At 68.1% G+C, this 23,894-nt stretch carries 21 protein-coding genes; 15 read left to right on the forward strand and 6 right to left on the reverse strand.

What is annotated here, in order from left to right:
* Positions 1-54 precede the first annotated feature (54 nt).
* The 9 genes from U5809_RS11010 to U5809_RS11050 all read left to right on the forward strand — a co-directional run bounded on the left by U5809_RS11010 (position 55) and on the right by U5809_RS11050 (position 11,426).
* Positions 55-1,467, forward strand: a complete 1,413-nt coding sequence (locus U5809_RS11010) for a UDP-glucose/GDP-mannose dehydrogenase family protein (RefSeq protein ID WP_322086523.1) — start codon at positions 55-57, stop codon at positions 1,465-1,467.
* A gap of 30 nt (positions 1,468-1,497) precedes the next feature.
* Positions 1,498-1,941, forward strand: coding sequence for a low molecular weight protein-tyrosine-phosphatase (locus tag U5809_RS11015; RefSeq protein ID WP_322086524.1), 444 nt, complete (start codon positions 1,498-1,500; stop codon positions 1,939-1,941).
* Complete coding sequence (locus tag U5809_RS11020; protein WP_282511397.1) at positions 1,935-3,113, forward strand: polysaccharide biosynthesis/export family protein; 1,179 nt, start codon at positions 1,935-1,937, stop codon at positions 3,111-3,113. Before U5809_RS11015 ends, U5809_RS11020 begins: the two co-directional genes overlap by 7 nt.
* A 50-nt stretch (positions 3,114-3,163) precedes the next feature.
* The gene (locus tag U5809_RS11025; RefSeq protein ID WP_322086525.1) at positions 3,164-5,389 is read left to right on the forward strand and encodes a polysaccharide biosynthesis tyrosine autokinase; all 2,226 of its coding nucleotides are present in this window, start codon (positions 3,164-3,166) and stop codon (positions 5,387-5,389) included.
* A gap of 64 nt (positions 5,390-5,453) precedes the next feature.
* Entirely contained in the window at positions 5,454-6,413 is a 960-nt protein-coding gene (locus U5809_RS11030; protein WP_322086526.1) for a glycosyltransferase family 2 protein, read from the forward strand.
* A gap of 43 nt (positions 6,414-6,456) precedes the next feature.
* Positions 6,457-7,602, forward strand: coding sequence for a glycosyltransferase family 4 protein (locus U5809_RS11035; RefSeq protein ID WP_322086527.1), 1,146 nt, complete (start codon positions 6,457-6,459; stop codon positions 7,600-7,602).
* A 10-nt stretch (positions 7,603-7,612) separates the two neighbouring features.
* The gene (locus U5809_RS11040; protein WP_322086528.1) at positions 7,613-9,079 is read left to right on the forward strand and encodes a glucose-6-phosphate isomerase; all 1,467 of its coding nucleotides are present in this window, start codon (positions 7,613-7,615) and stop codon (positions 9,077-9,079) included.
* Complete coding sequence (locus tag U5809_RS11045; RefSeq protein WP_309287356.1) at positions 9,076-10,260, forward strand: glycosyltransferase family 4 protein; 1,185 nt, start codon at positions 9,076-9,078, stop codon at positions 10,258-10,260. Before U5809_RS11040 ends, U5809_RS11045 begins: the two co-directional genes overlap by 4 nt.
* Positions 10,260-11,426: a glycosyltransferase family 4 protein gene (locus U5809_RS11050; protein ID WP_322086529.1), complete on the forward strand. Its 1,167-nt coding sequence runs from the start codon at positions 10,260-10,262 to the stop codon at positions 11,424-11,426. Before U5809_RS11045 ends, U5809_RS11050 begins: the two co-directional genes overlap by 1 nt.
* A gap of 129 nt (positions 11,427-11,555) precedes the next feature.
* Here U5809_RS11050 and U5809_RS11055 read toward each other — a convergent pair whose 3' ends face one another.
* Positions 11,556-12,791: an MFS transporter gene (locus tag U5809_RS11055; RefSeq protein ID WP_322086530.1), complete on the reverse strand. Its 1,236-nt coding sequence runs from the start codon at positions 12,789-12,791 to the stop codon at positions 11,556-11,558.
* Positions 12,792-12,943: 152 nt separating this feature from the next.
* Here U5809_RS11055 and U5809_RS11060 point away from each other — a divergent pair, with 152 nt between their 5' ends.
* Both U5809_RS11060 and U5809_RS11065 read left to right on the forward strand, forming a co-directional pair.
* A complete protein-coding gene (locus U5809_RS11060) occupies positions 12,944-13,414 on the forward strand; it encodes a helix-turn-helix domain-containing protein (RefSeq protein ID WP_322086531.1) in 471 nt (156 codons plus the stop codon).
* Between the two features lie 67 nt (positions 13,415-13,481).
* Positions 13,482-13,790, forward strand: coding sequence for a hypothetical protein (locus tag U5809_RS11065; RefSeq protein WP_322086532.1), 309 nt, complete (start codon positions 13,482-13,484; stop codon positions 13,788-13,790).
* Here the strand turns inward: U5809_RS11065 and U5809_RS11070 are convergent.
* The 3 genes from U5809_RS11070 to U5809_RS11080 all read right to left on the reverse strand — a co-directional run bounded on the left by U5809_RS11070 (position 13,766) and on the right by U5809_RS11080 (position 16,472).
* Complete coding sequence (locus tag U5809_RS11070) at positions 13,766-15,205, reverse strand: MFS transporter (protein WP_322086533.1); 1,440 nt, start codon at positions 15,203-15,205, stop codon at positions 13,766-13,768. The genes U5809_RS11065 and U5809_RS11070 overlap by 25 nt on opposite strands.
* 126 nt (positions 15,206-15,331) lie before the next feature.
* On the reverse strand, positions 15,332-16,105 hold the full coding sequence (locus U5809_RS11075) for an AraC family transcriptional regulator (protein WP_322086534.1): 774 nt from the start codon (positions 16,103-16,105) through the stop codon (positions 15,332-15,334).
* Between the two features lie 25 nt (positions 16,106-16,130).
* Positions 16,131-16,472, reverse strand: a complete 342-nt coding sequence (locus U5809_RS11080; RefSeq protein WP_006479474.1) for an FKBP-type peptidyl-prolyl cis-trans isomerase — start codon at positions 16,470-16,472, stop codon at positions 16,131-16,133.
* Positions 16,473-17,056: 584 nt separating this feature from the next.
* Between U5809_RS11080 and U5809_RS11085 the strand changes: the two genes are divergently transcribed.
* Both U5809_RS11085 and U5809_RS11090 read left to right on the forward strand, forming a co-directional pair.
* Positions 17,057-17,974 carry a metal-dependent hydrolase gene (locus U5809_RS11085; protein ID WP_322086575.1) on the forward strand — a complete coding sequence of 306 codons (918 nt, stop codon included), beginning with the start codon at positions 17,057-17,059 and terminating at the stop codon, positions 17,972-17,974.
* A gap of 431 nt (positions 17,975-18,405) precedes the next feature.
* The gene (locus U5809_RS11090) at positions 18,406-19,887 is read left to right on the forward strand and encodes a sigma-54 dependent transcriptional regulator (protein WP_322086535.1); all 1,482 of its coding nucleotides are present in this window, start codon (positions 18,406-18,408) and stop codon (positions 19,885-19,887) included.
* Positions 19,888-20,923: 1,036 nt separating this feature from the next.
* Here U5809_RS11090 and U5809_RS11095 read toward each other — a convergent pair.
* On the reverse strand, positions 20,924-21,706 hold the full coding sequence (locus U5809_RS11095) for an ABC transporter substrate-binding protein (protein WP_309287347.1): 783 nt from the start codon (positions 21,704-21,706) through the stop codon (positions 20,924-20,926).
* A 232-nt stretch (positions 21,707-21,938) separates the two neighbouring features.
* Between U5809_RS11095 and U5809_RS11100 the strand changes: the two genes are divergently transcribed.
* Complete coding sequence (locus U5809_RS11100; RefSeq protein ID WP_176046023.1) at positions 21,939-22,358, forward strand: MbcA/ParS/Xre antitoxin family protein; 420 nt, start codon at positions 21,939-21,941, stop codon at positions 22,356-22,358.
* A 2-nt stretch (positions 22,359-22,360) separates the two neighbouring features.
* Positions 22,361-23,056 carry an RES family NAD+ phosphorylase gene (locus U5809_RS11105; RefSeq protein ID WP_282511395.1) on the forward strand — a complete coding sequence of 232 codons (696 nt, stop codon included), beginning with the start codon at positions 22,361-22,363 and terminating at the stop codon, positions 23,054-23,056.
* A 57-nt stretch (positions 23,057-23,113) separates the two neighbouring features.
* Here U5809_RS11105 and U5809_RS11110 read toward each other — a convergent pair whose 3' ends face one another.
* Positions 23,114-23,845: a metallophosphoesterase gene (locus U5809_RS11110; protein WP_322086536.1), complete on the reverse strand. Its 732-nt coding sequence runs from the start codon at positions 23,843-23,845 to the stop codon at positions 23,114-23,116.
* Positions 23,846-23,894: the final 49 nt, after the last annotated feature.

Genomic DNA, 23,894 nt, shown 5'->3' on the forward strand with positions numbered 1-23,894 from the left:
CCGGCATTCCGGTTTTACGAATTTCGAATCATTGGTCACGAGGTCCGACACATCATGAATCTGACTATCATCGGCAGCGGTTACGTAGGTCTTGTCACAGGCGCCTGTCTCGCCGACATCGGGCACGACGTGTTCTGTCTCGACGTCGACCAGGCAAAGATCGACGTCCTGAACAATGGCGGCGTGCCGATCCACGAGCCGGGCCTGAAGGAAGTCATCGCGCGCAACCGTGCGGCCGGCCGCCTGCGCTTCTCGACCGACGTCGAGGCCGCGGTCGCGCACGGCGACGTGCAGTTCATCGCGGTCGGCACGCCGCCCGACGAGGACGGCTCGGCCGACCTGCAGTACGTGCTCGCGGCCGCCCGCAACATCGGCCGCTACATGACGGGCTTCAAGGTGATCGTCGACAAGTCGACGGTGCCGGTCGGCACGGCCGAGCGCGTGCGCGCGGCGGTGGCCGAGGAGCTCGCGAAGCGCGGCGGCGACCAGATGTTCTCGGTCGTGTCGAATCCGGAATTCCTGAAGGAAGGCGCGGCCGTCGACGATTTCACGCGCCCCGACCGCATCGTGATCGGCTGCGACGACGACGTGCCGGGCGAGCGCGCCCGCGAGCTGATGAAGAAGCTGTACGCGCCGTTCAACCGCAACCACGAACGCACGCTGTACATGGACGTGCGCTCGGCCGAGTTCACGAAGTACGCAGCCAACGCGATGCTCGCGACGCGCATCTCGTTCATGAACGAGCTGGCGAACCTCGCCGACCGTTTCGGCGCGGACATCGAGGCCGTGCGCCGCGGGATCGGCTCCGATCCGCGCATCGGCTATCACTTCCTGTACGCCGGCTGCGGCTACGGCGGCTCGTGCTTCCCGAAGGACGTCGAGGCGCTGATCCGCACGGCCGACGAGCACGGGCAGGCGCTGCAGATCCTGAAGGCCGTGTCGTCGGTCAACGCGACGCAAAAGCGCGTGCTCGCCGACAAGATCGTCGCGCGCTTCGGCGAGGACCTGACGGGCCGCACGTTCGCGATCTGGGGCCTGGCGTTCAAGCCGAACACCGACGACATGCGCGAAGCGCCGAGCCGCGAGCTGATCGCCGAGCTGCTGTCGCGCGGCGCGCGCATCGCCGCATACGACCCGGTCGCGCAGCAGGAAGCGCGCCGCGTGATCGCACTCGATCTCGCCGATCACCCGAGCTGGCTCGAGCGCCTGACCTTCGTCGACGACGAAGCGCAGGCCGCGCGCGACGCCGATGCGCTCGTGATCGTCACCGAATGGAAGATCTTCAAGAGCCCCGACTTCGTCGCGCTCGGCCGCCTGTGGAAGTCGCCGGTGATCTTCGACGGCCGCAACCTGTACGAGCCGGAGACGATGAGCGAGCAAGGCATCGAATACCACCCGATCGGCCGGCCGGGCTCGCGCCAGGCCGTCGCCGCCCGCGTGCCGGGCATCGCGCGCGCAAGCGCGTAACCCGATTCCCGTCACTCGTTACGAGACGCCATGTTCCGGAACATCCTGATCGTCTGCCACGCAAACGTCTGCCGCAGCCCGGCGGCTGAGATGCTGTTCAAGTCGCACGCCGCGTCGCGGGGCGGCGTGCGCCCGACGTTTCACTCGGCCGGCGTGCATGCGAATGACGGCGACGGCATCGATCCGGTGATGCGGCAACTGCTCGCCGAGCGGGGCGTCGATGCGACGCCGCATCGCTCGCGGCGGCTGTCGCGCCGGATCGTGCGCGACGCCGACCTGATTCTCGTCAGCGAGCGCGGACAGATTGCGGCCGTCGAAAAGGTCGATCCGTTCGCGCGCGGCAAGGTCCACCTGCTCGGCAAGTGGGAAGGGGCCGAGATTGCCGACCCGCACGGCGGCCCCGAAGCCGATTACCGCGAGAGCTACTCACTGATCGAACGTCTGGTTCAAGGATGGCTACAGAAACTATGCTGAAACGCCCGATGCGCCCGGTGGCGCTTGCCGTCGCGCTGACGACTTTCCTGTCAGCCTGTGCAACCGCGCCCGGCAACTACCTCGACTCGTCGAACCTGAAGGACGAAGGCCGGCAGCAAGCCGCCGAAACCTATCCGGTTCATTACATCGACGCCAAAGTGGTGATGGACCAGCTGCAGAAGGCACAGGTCGATCATCCGCTGCCGCCCGCGCGCTATACCGACCCGTCGCAATACGTGTACCGGATCGGGCCGCAGGACATCCTCGGCGTCACCGTCTGGGACCACCCCGAGCTGACGACGCCGCAAGGCCAGTCGTTCTCGAGCGGCGGCAACACGACGCAGACGATCGCGGGCGCGCTGCAGCAGCCCTATTCGTCGTCGCTGCCGGGCCAGGCCGATCCTTATGGCCAGACGGTGGCCGCCGACGGCACGATCTTCTTCCCGTTCGTCGGCCGCATCCACGTGGCGGGCAAGACGATCGCGCAGACCCGTGATGAGCTCGCCACGCGTCTCGCGCGCTATGTGAAGAATCCGCAGCTCGACGTGCGCGTGCTGTCGTTCCGCAGCCAGAAGGTGCAGGTGACGGGCGAGGTGAAGACGCCGGGCCCGCTCGCGATGAGCGACGTGCCGCTGACGCTGGTCGACGCGATCTCGCGCTCGGGCGGCTCGACCACCGACGCCGATCTGCAGCGCGTGCGCCTGACGCGCGACGGCAAGCTCTACACGCTCGACGCGAACGGCGTGCTCGACCGCGGCGAAGTGCGGCAGAACGTGATGCTGCAGCAGGGCGACATCGTCAACGTGCCGGATCGCAGCGACAGCCGCGTGTTCATCATGGGCGAGGTCAAGACGCCGGTCACGGTGCCGATGCTCAAGGGCAAGCTGACCATCGCCGACGCGTTGACGGCCGGCGGCGGCATCCTCGACACCGATGCGAACCCGCGCAAGATCTACGTGATGCGCGGCATGCGCGACAACCCGACGAAGCCTGAAGTGTTCCGTCTCGACATGACGCAGCCCGATGCGCTGATGCTGTCGAGCCGTTTCCCGCTTCAGCCGCTCGACGTGGTCTACGTCAGCACGGCCAGCTCGGTGCAGTTCAACCGGGTGCTGCAGCAGGTGCTGCCGACGATTCAGACGATTTTCTACATGAAGCAAATCACGCGCTGATAGCCCGCCGGGGCGGCACCTCCGCCCCGGCACCACTCAAGCGGGAACGAATGGTGAACACGCAAGCGAAACACTCCTACGCGGATCTGTCCGTGAAAACCGAGGAAGAGGACGTCGTCCTCGGCCAGTTGCTCCAGGTGATCATGGACGACATCTGGCTGCTGCTCGGCATCGCGGTGACGGTCGTCGCGCTCGCCGGCCTCTACTGCTATATCGCGAAGCCGGTGTATCAGGCCGACGTGCACGTGCGGGTCGAGAGCAACGACAACACGTCGCAGGCGCTCACGCAGACGCAGACCGGTGCGACGATCAACACCGGTCCGCAGCAGGCGCAGACCGACGCGGAAATCGAGATCATCAAGAGCCGCGGCGTGGTCGCGCCGGTGGTCGAGCAGTTCAAGCTGAATTTCTCGGTCGTGCCGAAGACGCTGCCGGTGATCGGCAGTCTCGCCGCGCGTGTCGCGACGCCGGGTACGCCGTCCCGACCGTGGCTCGGCCTGAAATCGTATGCATGGGGCGGTGAAATTGCCGACGTCGATTCGATCAGCGTCGTGCCCGCGCTCGAAGGCAAGAAGCTGACGCTGACGGCCGGCCCGAACGGCACTTATTCGCTCGTCGACCAGAACGGCACGCGGCTGCTGTCGGGCCAGGTCGGCGAATCGACGCAGGGCGGCGGCGTGACGCTGCTCGTGTCGAAGCTCGTCGCGCGTCCCGGCACGCAGTTCACGGTGGTCCGCTACAACGATCTCGATGCGATCAGCGGCTTCCAGACCGGCATCCAGGTGACCGAGCAGGGCAAGCAGACGGGCGTCGTGCAGATCTCGCTCGAAGGCAAGGACCCGGACCAGACCGCCGCGATCGCGAACGCGCTCGCGCAGTCGTACCTGAACCAGCACGTGGTCGCGAAGCAGGCCGAAGCAACCAAGATGCTCGACTTCCTGAAGGGCGAGGAACCGCGCCTGAAGTCCGACCTCGAACGTGCGGAAGCCGCGCTGACGCAGTACCAGCGCACGTCGGGCTCGATCAACGCGAGCGACGAGGCGAAGGTCTACCTCGAAGGCAGCGTGCAGTACGAGCAGCAGATCGCCGCGCAGCGCCTGCAGCTCGCGTCGCTCGCGCAGCGCTTCACCGATTCGCACCCGATGGTGATCGCGGCCAAGCAGCAGCTCGCCGAGCTGCAGGGCGAGAAGGACAAGTTCAGCAACCGCTTCCGCAGCCTGCCGGCCACCGAAGTGAAGGCCGTCCAGCTGCAGCGTGACGCGAAGGTCGCCGAGGACATCTACGTGCTGCTGCTGAACCGCGTGCAGGAGCTGTCGGTGCAGAAGGCCGGCACGGGCGGCAACATCCACCTCGTCGATTCGGCGCTGCGTCCGGGCGATCCGGTCAAGCCGAAGAAGGTGCTGATCCTGTCGGCCGCGGTATTCCTCGGGCTGATCCTCGGCACGGGCGTCGTGTTCCTGCGCCGCAACATGTTCCAGGGCATCGAGGATCCCGACCGCATCGAGCGCACGTTCAACCTGCCGCTGTACGGGCTGGTACCGCAAAGCGCCGAGCAGGCGAAGCTCGACGCGGTGGCCGAGAAGAGCGGCAGCCGCGCACGGCCGATCCTCGCGAGCCTGCGCCCGAAGGATCTCAGCGTTGAGAGCCTGCGCAGCCTGCGCACCGCGATGCAGTTCGCGATGATGGACGCGAAGAACCGCGTGATCGTGCTGACGGGCCCGACGCCCGGCATCGGCAAGAGCTTCCTGACGGTCAACCTCGCGGTGCTGCTCGCGCATTCGGGCAAGCGCGTGCTGCTGATCGACGCCGACATGCGCCGCGGCCTGCTCGACCGCTACTTCGGCCTGACCTCGCAGCCGGGCCTGTCCGAGCTGCTGAGCGACCAGTCGGCGCTCGAGGACGCCGTGCGCGAGACGCCGGTGCAGGGCCTGTCGTTCATCTCGGCCGGCACGCGTCCGCCGAACCCGTCGGAGCTGCTGATGTCGACGCGCCTGCCGCAATACCTCGAGGGGCTCGGCAAGCGCTACGACGTCGTGCTGATCGATTCGCCGCCGGTGCTGGCGGTGACCGACGCGACCATCATCGGCCGCATGGCCGGCTCGACGTTCCTCGTGCTGCGCTCGGGCATGCATACCGAAGGCGAGATCGCCGATGCGATCAAGCGCCTGCGCACCGCGGGTGTCGACCTGGAGGGCGGGATCTTCAACGGCGTGCCGCCGAAGGCGCGCGGCTACGGCCGCGGTTATGCGGCCGTGCATGAATACCTGAGCGCCTGATCCATCTGGCGCGTAACCGGGCGGGCAGCGCGTGCTGCCCACCCGGCCGACTGGAGAACCATCGATGAAAATTTCCGTGCTCGTTCCGACCTACCGGCGTCCTGCCGACCTTGCGCGCTGCCTGCTGGCGCTGCAGCGGCAGCAGCGGCTGCCCGACGAGGTGATCGTCGTCGCGCGCCCGGAGGACGACGCCACGCACGAGCGGCTCGCCGATCCGGCGGTCGGCGGCGCACTGCCGCTGCGCATCGTGGCGGTCGACGTGCCGGGGCAGGTCGCCGCGCTGAACAAGGGGCTCGACTCCGCGCACGGCGACATCGTGGCCATCACCGACGACGATGCGGCGCCGCACCCCGACTGGCTTGCGCGCGTCGAATCGGTATTCGAGGCCGATCCGCGCGTGGGCGCGGTCGGCGGGCGCGACTGGGTCCACGAGAAGGGCCGCGTGCTCGACGAATCGCGCGAACTCGTCGGCCAGCTAACGCTGTCCGGCAAGATCGTCGGCAATCATCATCTCGGCGTCGGCGGCGCACGCGAAGTCGACATGCTGAAGGGCGCCAACATGAGCTATCGCCGCGCCGCGATCGAACGGCTGCGCTTCGACACGCGGCTGCGCGGCGCCGGCGCGCAGGTGCACAACGACATGGGTTTCAGCATGCACGTGCAGCGCGACGGGTGGAAGCTCGTCTACGACCCGGCGATCGCGGTCGATCATTATCCGGCGGAACGCTTCGACGACGACCGGCGCGATGCCGCGTCGCTGAATGCGATCAGCAACGGCGCGTACAACCTGCACCTGATCCTGCGCGAGCACCTGCCGCCGCTGCGGCGCGAGATCGCGTGGTGGTGGTGGACGCTGGTCGGTACGCGCGTCTACCCGGGCTTCGCGCACGTGCTGCTGTCGCTGCATACGACGAAGCGCGAGCGGATCCGCGAGCACTGGCGCGCGGTGCGCCGCGGCGCGCGCGACGCCCGCCGCGCGAACCTTGCCCCCCACCGCGCGGCGATGCCGCCGGTGACGTCTTGAACGGCCCGCGCGCCTCGCGCGTGGCCACCCCCGGAGGGCTTGCATGACTACGAAAGCGGCAACCAACGTTCACGTCCATCTGTTCTACGGCGCCGATCCGCGTACCTACCGGAAAGGCGAGAACATCGGCTGCCTGTACGGCTATCACCACGCCGAATCCGACGAATTCCGGCTGACCTATTCGCAGGACGGCGGCGAGAACCGCGTCGCCGGCCTCGCGCGCCGCGCGCTGAAGGCGGCGCTCGGCTTCGACGTCGTGCATGCGTGGCGCAATCGCGCCGCACTGCTGAACACCGACGTGATCTGGACGCACACGGAACAGGAGCACCTGGCGGCCTCGCTGGTCCTGAAGCTCGCCGGCACGCAGGGCAAGCGCCCGCTGCTGCTCGCGCAGAGCGTGTGGCTGTTCGACAAGTGGGGCAGCTTCGGCGGCCCGCGCCGCTGGCTGTATCGCAAGCTGCTCAAGCGCGCCGACGCGCTGACCACGCTGGCGCGCGACAACGCCGACCTGTGCCGCCGCTATCTCGGCCGCGAAGCCGAGTTCGTCTACTACGGGCTGAACACGCAGGATTTTCCGCTGACCGAGCCGCAGCAATGGAAGCCGAACCGGCCGTTGCGGATCGCGGCGATCGGCAACGACCGCGACCGCGACTGGCGCACCTTCCTCGCCGCGTTCGGCGGCGACGAGCGCTACGACGTGCGGCTCGCGACGCGCCGCCGCGTGCCGCGCGAATGGCATGCGCCGAACGTGAAGATCGGCTCGGCGTCGGGGCTCGCGAAGCAGCACGAACTGTACGCATGGGCCGACGTGATCGTCGTGCCGCTGCGGCCGAATTTCCACGCGTCGGGCATCACCGTGATGCTCGAGGCGGCGGCCGTCGGCAAGCCGATGATCGTGTCCGATGTCGGCGGGCTCAGCGACTACTTCCCGCACGACACGGCCGCGTATGTGCCGGCGTTCGACGTGCAGGCGATGCGCCAGGCCGCCGACCGCTTCGTCGCCGATCCGGTGGCGGCGCTCGACTGCGCGCGGGCCGCCGCCGCATGCCTGCGCGATCGCGACCTGACCACGCAAGCGTTCGCCGAGCAGCACGTGCGGATCACGCGCGACATGCTGCGCCGGCGCCGCACGCCGGCGGCCGCGGGCGTGGCGATGCCGCTCGCGGATTCGCGCCCGTCGTCGCGGTGAGAGCGGATCGATGAGTACGATTACCGCTGAACGCGCACCGTCACGCAAGCGCAGTCGGCTACCCGAGCCGAAGCACTGGGTCGGGCAGGCCGCGCTGTGGTCCTTCACCGCCGCGCTGATCGCCATTCACCAGGGCAAGGTGCTGACGCTCGCGTTTCCGGTGCTGGCCATCGCGGTCGGCATCTGGCTGTATTTCAAGAGCCCGGCGCGCTACGTCGGCTTCATGTGGTGGGTGTGGTTCCTGAGCCCGGAAGTGCGGCGGCTCGCCGACTGGTCGAAGGGCGCGTTCACGCCGACGAGCCTGATCCAGGTCGCGCCGCTCGCGGTGACGATGATCGCCGGCCTGGGTTTGATCCGGCATTACCGCGTGCTCGCGCAGCGACGTGGGATTCCCATCCTGCTGATGTTGTTCGGGCTCACGTACGCGTACCTCGTCGGGATCGTGTCGAGCGGCGTGATGGCCGCGACCTATGACCTGGCGAACTGGGTGTATCCGGTGCTGATCGGTTTCCACATCATGGTCAACGCGCGCGACTATCCCGAGTACCGCGACGTGCTGCTGTCCACGTTCATGTGGGGCATGCTCGTGATGGGCCTGTACGGCGTCGTGCAGTACTTCGTGATGCCGCAGTGGGATGTGCTGTGGATGATCGGGTCCGACATGGGTTCGCAGGGCGAGCCGGTGCCGTACGGCGTGCGCGTGTTCAGCACGATGAACTCGTCCGGGCCGTTCGCGTTCGCGATCATGGGCGCGCTGGTGTTCGTGTTCGCCGCGCCGCAGAAGATCCGCTGGTTCGCGGGGGCGGCCGGCTTCGTGTCGTTCGCGCTGTGTCTCGTGCGCTCGACGTGGGGCGGCTGGGTGATCGCGCTCGCGATCCAGCTCGCGCAGTCGAACAACCGCGTGCGGATGCGGATCCTGATCAGCGGCGTCGTGCTGGTCGGGCTCTGCGTGCCGCTCCTGACCGTCGGGCCGGTGGCCGACCGTCTCGGCGCGCGTCTGCAGTCGATCACGAACCTGAAGGACGACCGCAGCTACGACGACCGCAACAAGTTCTACGCCACCTTCGCGCAGACGGCGTTTACCGACGTCGCCGGCGAAGGGATGGGCGCGACGGGCGCCTCCACGAAGCTGTCCAGCGACAGCGGCGAGCTCGGCAAGTACGGCAGCTTCGACAGCGGCGTGATGAACGTGCCGTTCGTGCTCGGCTGGCCCGGCACGCTGCTCTACCTCGCCGGCGTCGTGATGTTGTTCGGCCGCACGCTGCGCGCGGCATTCAAGCTGCGCAAGGACAAATTCGTCGGCGCGTGCCTGAGCCTGTGCCTGTCGACTTTCGCGATGCTCGTGTTCACGAACTCGCTGATCGGCACGGGCGGCCTGCTGATGTTCACAGCCATTTTTTCGATACTAGCCGCGGCGCACTGGCAAAAGGCACAACGCCTGCAGGCCGCCGCGCATTCACGGGGAGGCGACCATTGAGAATCGCGATCGTCACGCACGTCGTGCGACATAACGACGGGCAGGGCCGCGTCAATTACGAAATCGCGCGCGCGGCGCTGGCCGAGAACTACGAAGTCACGCTGGTCGCGTCGCATGTCGCGCCCGAGCTGCTGGCCGATCCGCGCGTGCGCTGGGTGCCCGTGAAGGTCGGCGGCTTCTGGCCGTCGAATCTCGTCAAGCAGCAAGTGTTCGCGCTGAAGAGCGCGGCCTGGCTGCGCGCGCACCGCGGCGAATACGACGTGCTGCACGTGAACGGCTTCATCTCGTGGATCAAGGCCGACGTGAACACCGCGCACTTCGTGCACGGCGGCTGGTTCAAGAGTCCGTACTATCCGTTCGGGCCGACGAAGGGCATCTGGTCGGCTTACCAGTACGTCTATACGCGCGTGAACACCACGCTCGAGCGCTGGGCGTACAAGCGCTCGCGCGCGATCACGGCCGTGTCGCAGAAGGTGGCCGACGAGATCGCCGGGCTCGGCATCGACAGCCGCAAGATCAGCGTGATCTACAACGGCGTCGACGGCAGCGCGTTCGCCGGTGCGCAGGCCGATCGCGCGGCGTTCAAGCTGCCGGACGACGCGTTCCTGCTGCTGTTCGTCGGCGACCTGCGCACGCCGCGCAAGAACCTCGGCACCGTGCTGAAGGCGCTGACGAAACTGCCGGCGAACGTGCACCTGGCGGTGGCCGGCTATCTGCCCGGCAGCCCGTATCCGGAAGAGGCGCGCGCGCTCGGCATCGATTCGCGCGTGCATTTCCTCGGCCTCGTGAAAAACATGCCGACGCTGATGCGCTCGGTCGACGCGTATGTCTTCCCGTCGCGCTACGAAGCGATGAGCCTGTCGCTGCTGGAAGCGATGGCGGCCGGTTTGCCGGTCGTCACCGCGCGCACGGCGGGCGGCGCGGAAATCATCACGCGCGAATGCGGGATCGTGCTGGAGGACCCGGACGATCCGGCCGCGCTCGCGCAGGCGATCGGCTCGCTCGCGGCGTCGCGCGACACCTGCCGCGCGATGGGCGACGCGGCCCGCGAACTGATGACCCGTTTCGGCTGGGCGCACATGGGTGCCCAGTACGTCGCGCTTTACCGGCGCATCGGCCAACCCACGCAGCCGTCCGCCTTCGAGCGGGTCGAGCATGCAGTCACGCAGGAGCAGTCGTGATGTCTCAATCTTCCCGGCCGATCAAATCGTTGCAAATCGGCATGCACTGGTTCCCCGAACGCGCGGGCGGCCTCGACCGGATGTACTACTCGCTCGTCGGTGCGCTGCCGGGCGCGGGCGTCGAGGTGCGCGGGCTCGTCGCCGGCTCGCCGAAGGTCGCCGACGACACGGGCGGCGCGATCCAGGGCTTCGGTCCCGCGTCGGAGCCGCTCGCGCGCCGGATGCTCGCCGCGCGGCGCGCGCTGCGCGACGAGATCCGCAGCGAACGGCCGGACGTGGTCTCGTCGCACTTCGCGCTGTACACGTTCCCGGGGCTCGACGTCACGCGCGGGATTCCGCAGGTGTCGCACTTCCAGGGGCCGTGGGCCGACGAAAGCCAGGTCGAGGGCGCCGCGTCGCTCGGCCAGCGCGCGAAGCGCTATCTCGAACAGGCCGTCTACACGCGCTCGTCGCGGCTGATCGTGCTGTCGCAAGCGTTCGGCCAGATCCTGACGAACCGCTACGGGATCGATCCGTCGCGCGTGCGGGTGATTCCCGGCTGCGTCGATACCGCGCAGTTCGATACGCCGCTCACGCCCGCCGAGGCGCGGCACAAGCTGCAACTGCCGCAGGACCGGCCGATCGTGCTGGCCGTGCGCCGGCTCGTGCGGCGCATGGGGCTGGAGGACCTGATCGACGCGATCGGCCTCGTCAAGCGTCGTCACCCGGACGTGCTGCTGCTGATCGCCGGCAAGGGCAAGATCGGCGAGGAACTGCAGCAGCGCATCGACGATGCCGGCTTGCAGGACAACGTGAAGCTGCTCGGCTTCGTGCCCGACAACCATCTCGCGGCGCTGTACCGCGCGGCGACGGTTAGCGTCGTGCCGACGGTCGCGCTCGAAGGTTTCGGGCTGATCACCGTCGAATCGCTGGCGTCTGGCACACCCGTGCTGGTGACGCCGGTCGGCGGGCTGCCGGAGGCGGTCGCCGGGTTGTCGAACGATCTCGTGTTGCCGTCGACGGGCGCGGATGCGATCGCGGAAGGGCTCGGCGGCGCACTGTCGGGTGCAATCGCGCTGCCCGACGAAGCCGCATGCAAGCGCTACGCGCGTGATCATTTCGACAACGCGGTGATCGCGCGACGCGTCGCCGGCGTGTACGAAGAGGCGATCCAGGCGGCAGGCTGAACGCCGCGGCGCGCAACCTGCGCGCCGAACCTTAAGCCGGGCCGGCGAACGTGTGTGGCCGGTTCGCGTGCCGGCTGCCCGACGAGGGCGGGCCGGCTTGTTCCGTTGGATCGGGATGACCGGTGCGCATCACGCGCGCCTGAGCGTCGCGGCCCATGCGCCGAGCGCGGTCATGCTCACGATCGTGCCAAGCGCGCAGACGCCGGTCCATCCGGCGCGCGCATACATCATCGTCGACGCGATCGCGCCGAGTCCGCTGCCGACCGAGTAGAACAGCATGTAGCAGCCGATGAGGCGCGCGTGCGCATCGGGCCGCGCGCCGAGAATCATGCTCTGGTTGACGACGTGGACAGCCTGGCCGCCGACGTCGAGCAGCACGATGCCGACGATTAACCACGCAATCGACGTATCGCCGAATGCGAGCGGCAGCCAGGAGCACGCGAGCAGCGTGAGCGCGGCGCCGGTCGTCGCTTCGCCGCGCCCGCGATCCGCGAGCCGGCCTGCGCGGGCAGCGGCCGCGGCTCCCAGCGCGCCGACGAGGCCGAATGCACCGATCTGCGTATGCGACATCGAATGTGGCGGTGCGCTCAGCGGCAGCACGAGCGCGCTCCAGAAAATGCTGAACGCGGCGAACATCAGCAGCGCGATGGCGCCGCGCACGCGCAGCACGCGTTCATGGCGCAACAACGACACCATCGACTTCAGCAGCGCCGCATAGCCGATGCGCTCGCGGGGCGCGTTCGTGTCGGGCAACAGTCGCGACAGCACGACGAGCATCGCGATCGCGAGCGCACCCGACACGAGGTAGACGGCCCGCCAGCCCGCGAAGTCCGTGACGACGCCGGCCAGCGAGCGCGCGGCCAGCAGCCCGATCACGACGCCGCCCTGGGCGGCGCCCACCACGCGCCCGCGTTCGCCGGCGCCCGCGAGCGCGGCCGAGCACGCGATCAGCCCTTGTGTCATGGCGGTGCCGAGCAGCCCGACGGCGACCATCCCCGCCAACAGCGCGATGCGCGTCGACGATGCGGCGACGCCGATGCAGGCCGCCGTCAGCAGCAGAAGCTGCACGGTGATCAGGCGCTTGCGGTTCAGCAGGTCGCCGAGCGGCACGACGAACAGCAGCGCGAGCGCACAGCCGAGCTGCGTCGCGGTGATGACACCGCCGACGGCCGCCTGTGACATGCCGAAATCCCACGCGATCGAATCGAGCAGCGGCTGGGCGTAGTAGACGTTCGCGACGCTCGCCGCACAGCAGACGGCCAGCAATGCGACGCGTGCCGAGGACAGGTGGTCGTCATCGGCCGGATGCGTTGCATGTGCCGGCTCGTTTGAAGCAACGGCGCTGGAATGACAGGAAGACGCCATGGGTTCCCTCACGCAAAGTAGTTGCAAATTAAAACTAGTGTGAGTGTAGGAAAAGTAGTTTTAAAATGCAACTTGTTGTGCAGCGGGCGACAGCTCGAGCACGGATGGCCGGCACTGCCGCGAGGGCGGCCGGCACGATTGCGGAGAGGAACATGGCCAGGCAGAAAAGTCTTGCGGATTCGCCGTGCCCGGTGGCGCGGGCGACGGATATCGTCGGTGATCGCTGGGCGTTGCTGATCGTGCGCGATGCGTTCGACGGCGTGCGGCGGTTCGGCGATTTCCGCGCGAGCCTCGGCGTCGCGAGCAACATCCTGTCCGACCGGCTGAAGATGCTGGTGGACGCCGGCGTGTTCGACGTCGTGCCGGCGTCGGACGGCACCGCGTATCAGGAGTACGCGCTGACGAAAAAGGGCGAGGGGCTGTTTCCCGTCATCGTGATGCTGCGGCAGTGGGGCGAGGCGAATCTGTTTGCGCGCGGCGAGCCGCATTCGGTGCTGGTCGATCGCGGCACGGGGCGCGCGATCCGCAAGCTCGCACTGCGGCACGACGACGGCCGGCCGTTGAAGGCGGCCGAGACGATCGTGAAGAAGATCGGCGACGAAGCGGGCGCGACACGGCCATGAGCGCGATGCGCGGCGACCGGCCGGTGACCAGGCTGTCGCGATCGTCGTTGACCGGAGCCGCATTGCCATGACCCATCCGCGGGATTCCGCCGGCTATCGGCTGCTGCGCGACCTGCAGCGCCGTATCCACGACCACGGCGAAAGTGAAGGCGCCGACGATGGGCGCGACCATGCGGATCCGGCGAAGCCGCTGTGGCTGACCGATTTCAACCACGTCGATGCCGCGTCGAAGCGGGCCGGGCCGCATGTTCGGTACTTCGGCGAAGCACGCGGCGAGCCACTCCAAGCAAAACGCGTTTCCGTGGCGTCACCTGATCCAGCCCGACCCCGGCGACGCATGACCGCACGCGCTCAATCGGCCGCCGGCATCGCGTGACGCGCGGGCGCCGCGCTGCGATGCGCGTCGGGCCGCACGAGCGTCGCGAGCAGTGCGGCCGCGACCAGCAGCGCGACCGACACGGCCGTTTCGATCCGTAGCCCGCTGACGACCTGCCACGCGCCGCCGCCGCCCGCGAGCGCACCGAATGCCGCGACACCCATCGCGCCGCCGGCCTGCCGTGCGGTATTCAACACGGCCGACGCGATGCCGGCCCGTTCGGGCGCGACCGACGCGAGCACGGCCGTCGTCATCGCGGGCACCGCGAATCCCATGCCCGACGGAATCAGCAGGAACGGCACGAGCAGCACGACGAGCGGCGTCGATGCATCGACGAAATGCAGTGATCCGTAGCCGAGCGCGGCGACGAGCGCGCCCGCCAGCATCGGCACGCGCGGGCCGTGACGTGCGACGACGCGGCCGCTCGCGAGATTCGACAACAGGAAGCCGCCCGTCAGCGGCAGGAACGCGAGGCCGGCCTGCAACGCCGATTCACCGCGGGCACGCTGCAGATAGAGCGCCAGCACGAATACGGTGCCGTAATACGTGAGGTTCACGCAGATCCCGAACAGGACGGCCGCGCTGAACGTGCGATGGCGGAACAGCGACAGCGGCAGCATCGGCGTGGCCGTGCGCGCTTCGACTGCGACGAAGGCGAGCGCGGCGAGTGCCGCGAACCCGAAGCCGCCGGCAACGACCGGGTGCGTGAAGCCGAGCGGCCGCCATTCGATCACGGCGCCGGTGAGCGCGGTCAGCATCGCGATCGCGATGAGCTGGCCGCGCAGGTCGAGTGCGCGGACCGTACGCGATGGTGCAGCGAGCTCGCGGCGCGCCGGCACCCAGGCGATGGCGGCTGCAAGCCCCGCCGCGCACAACGGCAGGTTCACGAGGAAGATGCCGCGCCAGCCCCACGCGGCGATCAGCAGGCCGCCGACCACCGGGCCGGCCGCGATCGAGATCGACCTGGCCGCCGTCCACCAGCCGACCGCGCGGGCGCGCAGGTGCGGGTCGTGCCGGCACGCGTCGTTGAGCAGCGCGAGCGAATTGGGCAGCATCGCCGCGGCGCCGACGCCCTGCAGCGCACGCGCCGCGATCAGCATGGCAGGCGCGCGTGCGGCGCCGCACGCGAGCGACGCGAATGCGAACAGCACGAGGCCCGCGATGTACAGGCGGCGCGCGCCGAAGCGATCGCCGAGCGCACCGCCCGACAGCATCAGGACCGCGAACGCGAGCGTGTATGCGTCGACGACCCACTGCAGGCCGGCGACCGGCAAGTGCAGGTCGGCGGCGAGATGCGCGAGCGCGATGTTGACGATCGTCACGTCGAGCTGCGTGACGACGAAACCGATGCTGACGGTCGCGACGACGCGTGCCAGCGCGGGCGGGAAGGCGGAGGAGGGTGTGGTCGTATCCATGCACCCATCGTAGGGCGCGACGGACGGGCGATGTTTCAGCGGGAGGTGAAGCGTCGATACGTATGCCGGCGCGGCTGCGTCGTGCTTGCTACGTGCGTTGATGCGTGCTCGGCGAGGGCGATGCGCTCAGTGCCGTTCGCCGCGCCAGCGTCCGGGCGCGACGCCGAAGCGCTTCGTGAACGCATGCGTGAACGTGCTCTGGTCCGCGAAACCGACCATGCCCGCGATGTCGACGAGCGGATGCCGGCCGTCGGCGAGCAGCACGACCGCTGCGTCGAGCCGCAGCCGTTGCAGGTAGCGATGCGGTGTTTCGCCGAATGCATCGACGAACAGTTGATGAAACCGGCGCATCCCGTAGCCGCAATGCGCGGCGAGATCGGCGATGCGCAGCGGCTGGGCGAGCCGCGCGCGCAGCCAGCGGTCGATGCGCGTGAAATCGAGGCCCGATGCGGGCGCGGCAATGCCGGCGTCGTCGAGCAGCGCGCCGCACAGACGCGCGGCAGCCTGCCACTGGAAACGGTGCGCGGCTGCGTGACTTGCGTCGCCGGCCGGCGCATCGTGTTGCACGGCGGCCGCCGCGACCTGCGCGACGAGCGACGTCAGCGCCGGGTCGATCGACACGGCGCGCGCGCGATCGAACAACCGCTGCGGCACCGCGAGCGACGCCGCGGGCAGGTCGATCACGAGCTGGCGATTGTCGCCGAGGCCCGCGTAATCGTGGCGCGCACCGGCCGGAATCAGCCAGGCCGCGTGCCGGTCGATGCGCTGGCCGATCCCGTCCACCGCCATCACCATCGCGCCATCGACGCCGAGCACGACCTGGTGGAAGTCGTGCACGTCCGACGCTTCGCACGTGTCGTAGCGGCGCAGCGCGATGGCGGGGGAGGCGATGCGTTCCATCGGAAGGAAACGGCCGGGTGCGCGATCAGACGTCGAGCAGTTCGACTTCGAACACGAGCGTCGCATTCGGCGGAATCACGCCGCCTGCGCCGCGCGGGCCGTAGCCGAGTTGCGGCGGGATCGTCAGGCGACGCACGCCGCCGACCTTCATGCCCTGCACGCCTTCGTCCCAGCCCTTGATGACCATGCCGCCGCCCAGCACGAATGCGAACGGGTCGTTGCGGTCCTTGCTCGAATCGAATTTCTGACCGTCGGTCAGCCAGCCCGTGTAGTGGACGCTGACGGTCTTGCCGGCTTGCGCTTCGGCGCCGGTGCCTTCGGTCAGGTCTTCGTATTTGAGGCCCGATTCGGTCGTGATGACAGACATGACTTCTCCTGAAAGAGGGTTGCGTAAAACCGCTATTGTAGGCGAGCGCGCAGCGGGCCGGCGCGCGTGGTTTTTGCGTCGCTGCAGGCGGATCGGGAGCAGCGGCGGACCACCTTGCCCGCGGTCGCCCGAAACACGATTGGAACGCGCGTTTGAATTTTTCACGAACCGCACGATCGCGGTTGCACCAGGCGAGTGCGCGGCGCGTATGAATCGGCGCTGCCGGGGCGGCCGGCCGCGTTCCGTCCGGCCGCCGTCGGATGCCGCGAAACGCCTGTCCCACGGGGCTTTCAGGTAGCCGACAGGGCGTGAAGCCGAGCGTCGTGCATCACGTTCCGGCCAGCCCCCGCGTTCGAATCGCGGCCGGTCCGGGCGCCGCTCGAGCGCCGTTTTTTTCGCCTTTCCGACCGTGCCCTGTTTGGAAGCGCGCATCTACCGCGCGGCTTGCGCCCGCCGGTGCGGGCAGCCTATCTTTACATCTGTCGATGTCAAGATTTTTGGCGGTGCGCGACGCGCCGCCCGGGCCCGCGCCGGCCGCGTCGGATGACGCGCCGGGCCGCTCCGGAACCAGGAGAACCATGAACATGAAGTCAGCCGCTTCCGCTACCGCAGCCGGGATCATGCCGGTGCGTCGCGACCTGCGCTTCGACCTGCCGGTCGAACGTGCGAAGGACTGGCATGGCCTCGGGTCGCACGTGACCCATTTCTTCAACGCGCTGTCGTTGCTGTTTCCGGCCGGCGAGCGTTTCTTCATGGATTCGGTGCGCAATTACCGCGACCGGATCGACGATCCGGTGCTGAAGCAGCAGGTGCTTGGCTTCATCGGACAGGAGGCGATGCACACGCGCGAGCACATCGAATACAACGAGCTGATGCAGGCGAACCACCTGCCCGCGCGCAAGCTCGACAAGCGCGTCTGGACGGTACTCGCCTTCATGAAGCGCAAGCTGCCGCATTCGGTGCAACTCGCGCATACGGTCGCGGCGGAACACTACACGGCGATGCTCGCCGACTGGCTGCTGCGCGACCCGACGCGCCTCGACGGTTCGGTCGAAGGCTACCGCCAGATGTGGATCTGGCACGCGCTCGAGGAAACCGAGCACAAGGCGGTGTCGTTCGACGTGTGGAATACCGCGATGAAGCCGGGGCTGCGCCGCTACCTGATCCGCATCGGCGTCTATCTGCTGACGACGCTGACGTTCTGGCCGACCGTGTTCCTGATGCATGCGACGCTGCTGTGGCGCGATCGCGGCGCGGGCCATCACGTGCGCGGCATGCTGCGGATGATCGCGTTCCTGTACGGGCCCCGTCGTGGCCTGTTCCCGCGCATCGCGGGCGAATGGCTGAGCTTTTTCCGGCCGGGCTTCCATCCGTGGGATCACGACAACCATCACCATCTGGCGCGCGTCGACGCGCTTGCCGCCACCTACGGCGAACAGGGCGGCGCACCTGCCGGCCGTGGCCGCGCGAGCGCGCCGGCATCGCTCGCGTCGGGCCGCTGACACGTCCCGCCGCGCGGAGCATGTTGCGTTCCCGCATCAGCGGGCTTCCTATGACGATTGACGGAAGTCAATCGGAAACGGTTGCGCGGGCGCATGCGTGCCCGGCCGGCCGGCTGCGCCCGTCCGCGCCGGCGTGCCGGTCCTGCGTAGCCGCATCGCATGCAAACGCCGCGCGCCAGCACCGGCGCGGGTTTGCGCGCGGCGTGCGTTCCCGCTCCCGGTTCTAGCCGCGCGCGCCACAGGGATAACACCCATCTAGCCGCCCGCCGGCCGCATCGATATACCGTTCATGACAACGTCCACCTCGCGCGCGATTCGTGCGCGGGGGATTTTATTCGGACGGAAATGCGGCCAATATGTCGGTTCAATCGTGGTCCGTCGTACACGGCGGCGAGCCGGCGCACGATACCAACGCCAAGCGGGGAACAACGATGGTTGCAAGGTCACCCGACGCAAACGGGCAGGCGGCGCCCGAGATGACGGATGTATCCGTCACCGCTCCCGAGGCCGGCCGCAAGCTGTTCGCGATCATGCGGACGCCCGACGAGCCGTTGCTGGCGCAACTGCGCGGGCTCGGCTGGGAGATCGCGGTCGCGAAGACGGCCGGTGCCGCGCAGAACATGACCTCCGGCGTGAGCGTCGCGGCCGGGCTGGTCGATTTCACGGGCTTCACGTCACGCGACTATCCCGCGCTGAAGGCGTGCCTGAGCCAGCCGGCGATCGGCTGGATTTCCATCGCGCAGGCCGGCGTCACGATCAGCCCTGCCGTGCGCGAGTTGATCCGCAGCTATTGTTTCGACTACGTGACGCTGCCGCTGCCCTACGAATGGATTTCGCACGTGCTCGGCCATGCGCGCGGGATGGCCGCGCTCGATCGCGTCGACGGCGCGGCCTATGCGGCGTCGATCGGCGAACACGGGATGATCGGCAACTGCGAAGCGATGCAGCAGCTGTTCAGCACGATCCGCAAGGTCGCGAAGACCGATGCGAGCGTGTTCATCTCGGGCGAGTCGGGCACCGGCAAGGAGCTGACGGCGCTCGCGATTCACGAGCGCTCCGGGCGCGGCAAGGGGCCGTTCATCGCGATCAATTGCGGTGCGATTCCGCATCACCTGCTGCAGTCGGAACTGTTCGGCTACGAGCGTGGCGCATTCACCGGCGCGAATCAGCGGCGCGCGGGCCGGATCGAATCGGCGAACGGCGGCACGCTGTTTCTCGACGAGATCGGCGACATGCCGGTCGAGAGCCAGGCGAGCCTGCTGCGCTTCCTGCAGGAAGGGAAGATCGAGCGGCTCGGCGGGCAGGAATCGATCGCGGTCGACGTGCGGATCATCTCGGCCACGCACGTCGATCTCGACGGCGCGGTCGAGGCCGGGCGCTTCCGTGCGGACCTCTATCACCGGCTGTGCGTGCTGCGCATCCACGAGCCCCCGCTGCGCGCGCGCGGCAAGGACATCGATATCCTTGCGCACTACGTGCTGCAGAAATTCAAGTCCGACAGCGGCCGCAAGATCAGCGGCTTCACGTCGGCCGCGCTCGATGCGATGCGCCGCTACGAATGGCCCGGCAACGTGCGCGAGCTGATCAACCGCGTGCGGCGTGCGATCGTGATGGCCGAGAGCCGGCTGCTGACGCCGCACGATCTCGGGCTCGAAACACCCGGCGAAACGGAACCCGTGACGCTCGAACAGGCGAGGGCGCTCGCCGAGCGCACCGCGATCGAGAACGCGCTGCTGCGCAACGATCACCGGATCAACAAGGCCGCCGCCGAACTCGGCATCTCGCGCGTGACGCTCTACCGGATGATGATCGAGCACGGGCTGAACGATCACGACAACAACGGCGGGAACGGCGACAACGGCGGGCACGACGGCGCGCCGTCCGGCGACGCGGGGCATCAACGGGTCGGCTGAACCGGAGCCGCTGCGGCATGACCGCGCCGGTTGCGTCGTGCATCCTGTCGTGCGTCCGCGTGTTCGTCCCGGTCCTGTGTCTGCCGATCCATCATGTCGACGGGCATGTAAAGCGCATGAAACATTTCGCCTCGGCAGCCGGGCGAATTCTCGCGGCAAAGCGGGCTGAACGGCCCGGCACGTATCGGTAAAAACGTCGCGCTCCATTGTTCAGCCTTATCCCGCAAGGCTTGGCCGCCACCCGTTCGGCGCGGGCCGCGCGCCGCATGTTTCAGATTCGCAACTTTCGTCAATCCGCCCCCGTTCCGGCTGCCTGTCGGCCCGGCCAACCCCTTGTCCGGACGGGCTCGCGCACAGCTGGCCCGCTCCTTGCGGAGGTTGTCGTGCGAAAGTCGACGACGCGAAGTCCGGCCGGTTCCAACGGCCAGGACGCACTCCGCGGGGATGCGGCGGCGGAGCGCGGCGCAGTCGCCGCGTTCCGGCGGGCACGGGACGTCGTCGCCTGATCGTCGGGGCACCGGCATCGTCCGGTTGCCGGAACAAACATCACACTGCAAACGGGGTAGAAAAATGAACGATCGCCACACGCCGCGGCCGGCAGGCCGCGATCGCAGTGATTTGGGGCATCGTCGGTCGAACGTCGCACTCGCAGCCGACCGGCATGCTTCGACAGGCCATCTCTCCGCGCCCGGTGCGAGGCGGATCCGGCTGGTTGCCGGTCATCCGCGCCGGGTCGGCACTTTCCTGCACGCCAACCCGGTTCGCATGGGCATGTGCGCACGGGCGCCGGTACCGCGGCGCCCGATCTTCGCCTATTGACTCGAGCAGCACGACATCCGTTCGCGTGACCTGTCGTTCCCTGAACGATTGATCTGCAATCCGAACGATGATCGATGCATTGCGTCGCACACGCGACGCCAGACGGGAGGCATTCGATGCAACGGCGCACCGCGCGATGCCGTTGCCATCCGGTTGAAGGGGAGGGGCGGTCGGACGCGCGCGACGGGAGTGGTACCCGTACGCGCGCGACGCCGTTTCAGCCGCCGTAGATATCGAAGTCGAAGTACTTCGACGCGAGCCGCTTGTAGGTGCCGTCCTTGACCATGTCGGTGATGGCGCGATCGATCTTCGCCTTCAGGTCGGTGTCTTCCTTGCGCAGCCCGATGCCGGCGCCGATGCCGAGCATCTTCTCGTCGACGAGTTCGGGCCCGACGAACGTATAGTTCGCGCCGCGCGGCGATTTCAGGAACCCGATCGCGGCCTGCACTTCATCCTGGAGCGCTGCGTCGAGGCGGCCTGACGTCAGGTCCGCGTACACGCCGTCCTGGTTCTGGTACGACACGACGTTCGCGCCTTGCTTGCCCCAGTACGCCTTCGCATACGTTTCCTGCGTCGTGCCCTGCTCGACGCCGATCGATTTGCCCTTCAGCGATTCGGCCGTCGGCAGCAGCGGCGAGCCCTTCTTCACGACGAGCCGCGTCGGCTGGTTGTAGATCTTGGTCGTGAAGCCGATCTGCTCCGCGCGTTGCGGCGTGATCGACATCGACGACAGCACCGCGTCGAACTTCTTCGCCTTCAGCGCCGGAATCATCCCGTCGAAATCGTTCTCGAGCCACACGCACTTGGCCTTCAGGCGCGCGCAGATCTCGTTGCCGAGGTCGATGTCGAAGCCGACGAGCTTGCCGTCGGGCGCCTTCGACTCGAACGGCGCATAGCTGGCATCGGTGCCGAAGCGGATCGTGGTCCAGTCCTTCGCGACGGCGGGGCCTGCGGATACCGCGAGCAGGGCGATCGAAACAGCGGCAATCAGTCTCTTCATGGTGCGTTCCTTGGCGGGTGCTTCCGGGTTCTGTGCGACACGGTTTCACGGATACGAGCCGCGTCTTGACGCGGTGTCCGCACGGTCATTAACGCAGAAAATAAAATAAGAGTCCAGAATGGACAAAAAATATCATTTCGCTGGAAGCAATGGCCGATCGGCGGGTGTGACCCTTGCAAAAATACGAAAATGGACTAATCTTGTTAGTAAATTCGTTTCGAGACTAACGATCATGTCACAGCCCGCCTACGATTCGCATTCCGCCCCGCCGCAGGCTTCGGTCGCGCAGATGTCGGCGGCCGGCCTGCGTGCGTTTTTCAACATCGCGCGCGACTGGCAACTGACGATCGACGAGCAGATCGTGCTGCTCGGGTCGCCCGGCCGTTCGACGTTCTTCAAGTGGAAGGCCACGCCGGAATCGGCACGGTTGCCGCGCGATACGCTCGAGCGGTTGTCGCTGCTGCTCGGCATCTACAAGGCGCTGCAGATCCTGCTGCCGCAGCCGGCCGCGGCCGACGCATGGGTCAAGCGGCCCAACGACGCGGCGCCGTTCGGCGGCAAGCGCGCACTCGACCGGATGCTCGCCGGCAACGTCGGCGATCTGGTCGCCGTCCGGCAATATCTCGACGCGATGCGAGGTGGCTGGGCGTGACGATGCCGATCGAAGCACAACAATGGCCCACGACCACGGTCGACTGGGCACCTGCCTATCGCGTGATTCCCACCCGTTTTCCGGCGATCAACCTGTTCGACCGCGTGGCGTCGGCCGACGATTTCGACGCGCTGTATGCGCTCGAATCGCTGACCAACGATCGCATCCGCAACGAAATCGGCGCACTCGACCTCGTACCGCCTGCCGAGCGCCGCTACGGGCTGGGCTGGGGGCCGATCATGGCCGCGTTCACGCACCTGAATCCGCAGGGCAGCCGCTTTTCCGACGGCAGCTACGGCGTGTTCTACTGCACCCGCTCGCGCGATACGGCGATCGCGGAAACGCGCTATCACAGCGCGCTGTTCCTGGCCGCGACGAAGGAGCCGCCGATGCGCCAGCAAATGCGGCTCTATACCGTGCTCGCGCAGGGCAGCGTGGTCGACGTGCGTACGTGGCCGCAGCGCGATCCGGCCTTGCTGCATCCGCTCGACTACGGCGCGGGGCAGGCGCTCGGCCGCGCGGTGCGCAACGCGGGCGGTGCGGGGATCGTCTATCCGTCGGTGCGCGACCCGCGCGGCGAGTGCCTGGCGGCGTTCCGCACCGCGCTGCTGCGCGATTGCCATCACGCGGCCTATCTCGAATACAACTGGAACGGTTCGGGCGTCGATGCGGTGTTCGAATTGAACCAGGTCGGCTAGCGTTCGCGCGCTCGCGGGCGCTCGCAGGACGCGTGCGCCAGCCGGTCCATCAGCCCATCAGGGCAGCGGCCAGTCGCCCGCGTGGCGTGCGCGCGCCTCGGCCTGCGTCATCGACCACGTGCTGCCGGTACGCGGCTCGGCGAGCGTGAGCCGCCCGGAAGGCGCGAACGCACCCGTGTCGATGAACCATTGCGCACCGATCCGCTGCGGCGCCCGCACGGGTGTGTGTCCGGTGCAGGTCAGCGACAGCCCGGCCTGCCGCGCCGGATCGGCGAGCCCCTGGACGAGATCGCGGCCCCAGATCAGCCGCTCGCGTACGTCGTGCGCATAGCTGCCCGTGTCGAGATCGGCGTCCGAGCCGAAGAATTCCGCATGCAGCACGTTGAAGCGCCCGGGGCCGTCGCCGATCACGCGCACCAGCGGTAGCGCGTCGACGCGCGCCGCATGCGCGTGCAGCCGTTCCGGCGGCAGGTCGGCGCCCCAGTCGCCGCCGATCCCGCGCCACGCGTCCGGCGACAGCTTGCCGCGCGACACGAGGCTCAGCACTTCCTCGTGGTTGCCGCGCACGACGTGGCACCACGGGCGGTCGAGCAGGTCGAGCGTGGCTTCGGAGGCCGGGCCGCGGTCGACCAGATCGCCGACCGAGAACAGGCGGTCGCGGGCCGGATCGAAGCGGATGTCGTGCAGCAGCGCGCGCAGCACGTCCACGCACCCGTGCAGGTCGCCGACGACCAGGTCACGGCCGGCGGCATTCGCGGGGTGGTGGCAGAGGGGGGCGGTGGCAGTCATCCCCTTATCTTAGGCGCTCGCGCCCATCGCCACGTCGCGATGGAATGGC

Source organism: Burkholderia sp. BCC1999, from assembly GCF_905339975.1.
GTDB lineage: Bacteria > Pseudomonadota > Gammaproteobacteria > Burkholderiales > Burkholderiaceae > Burkholderia.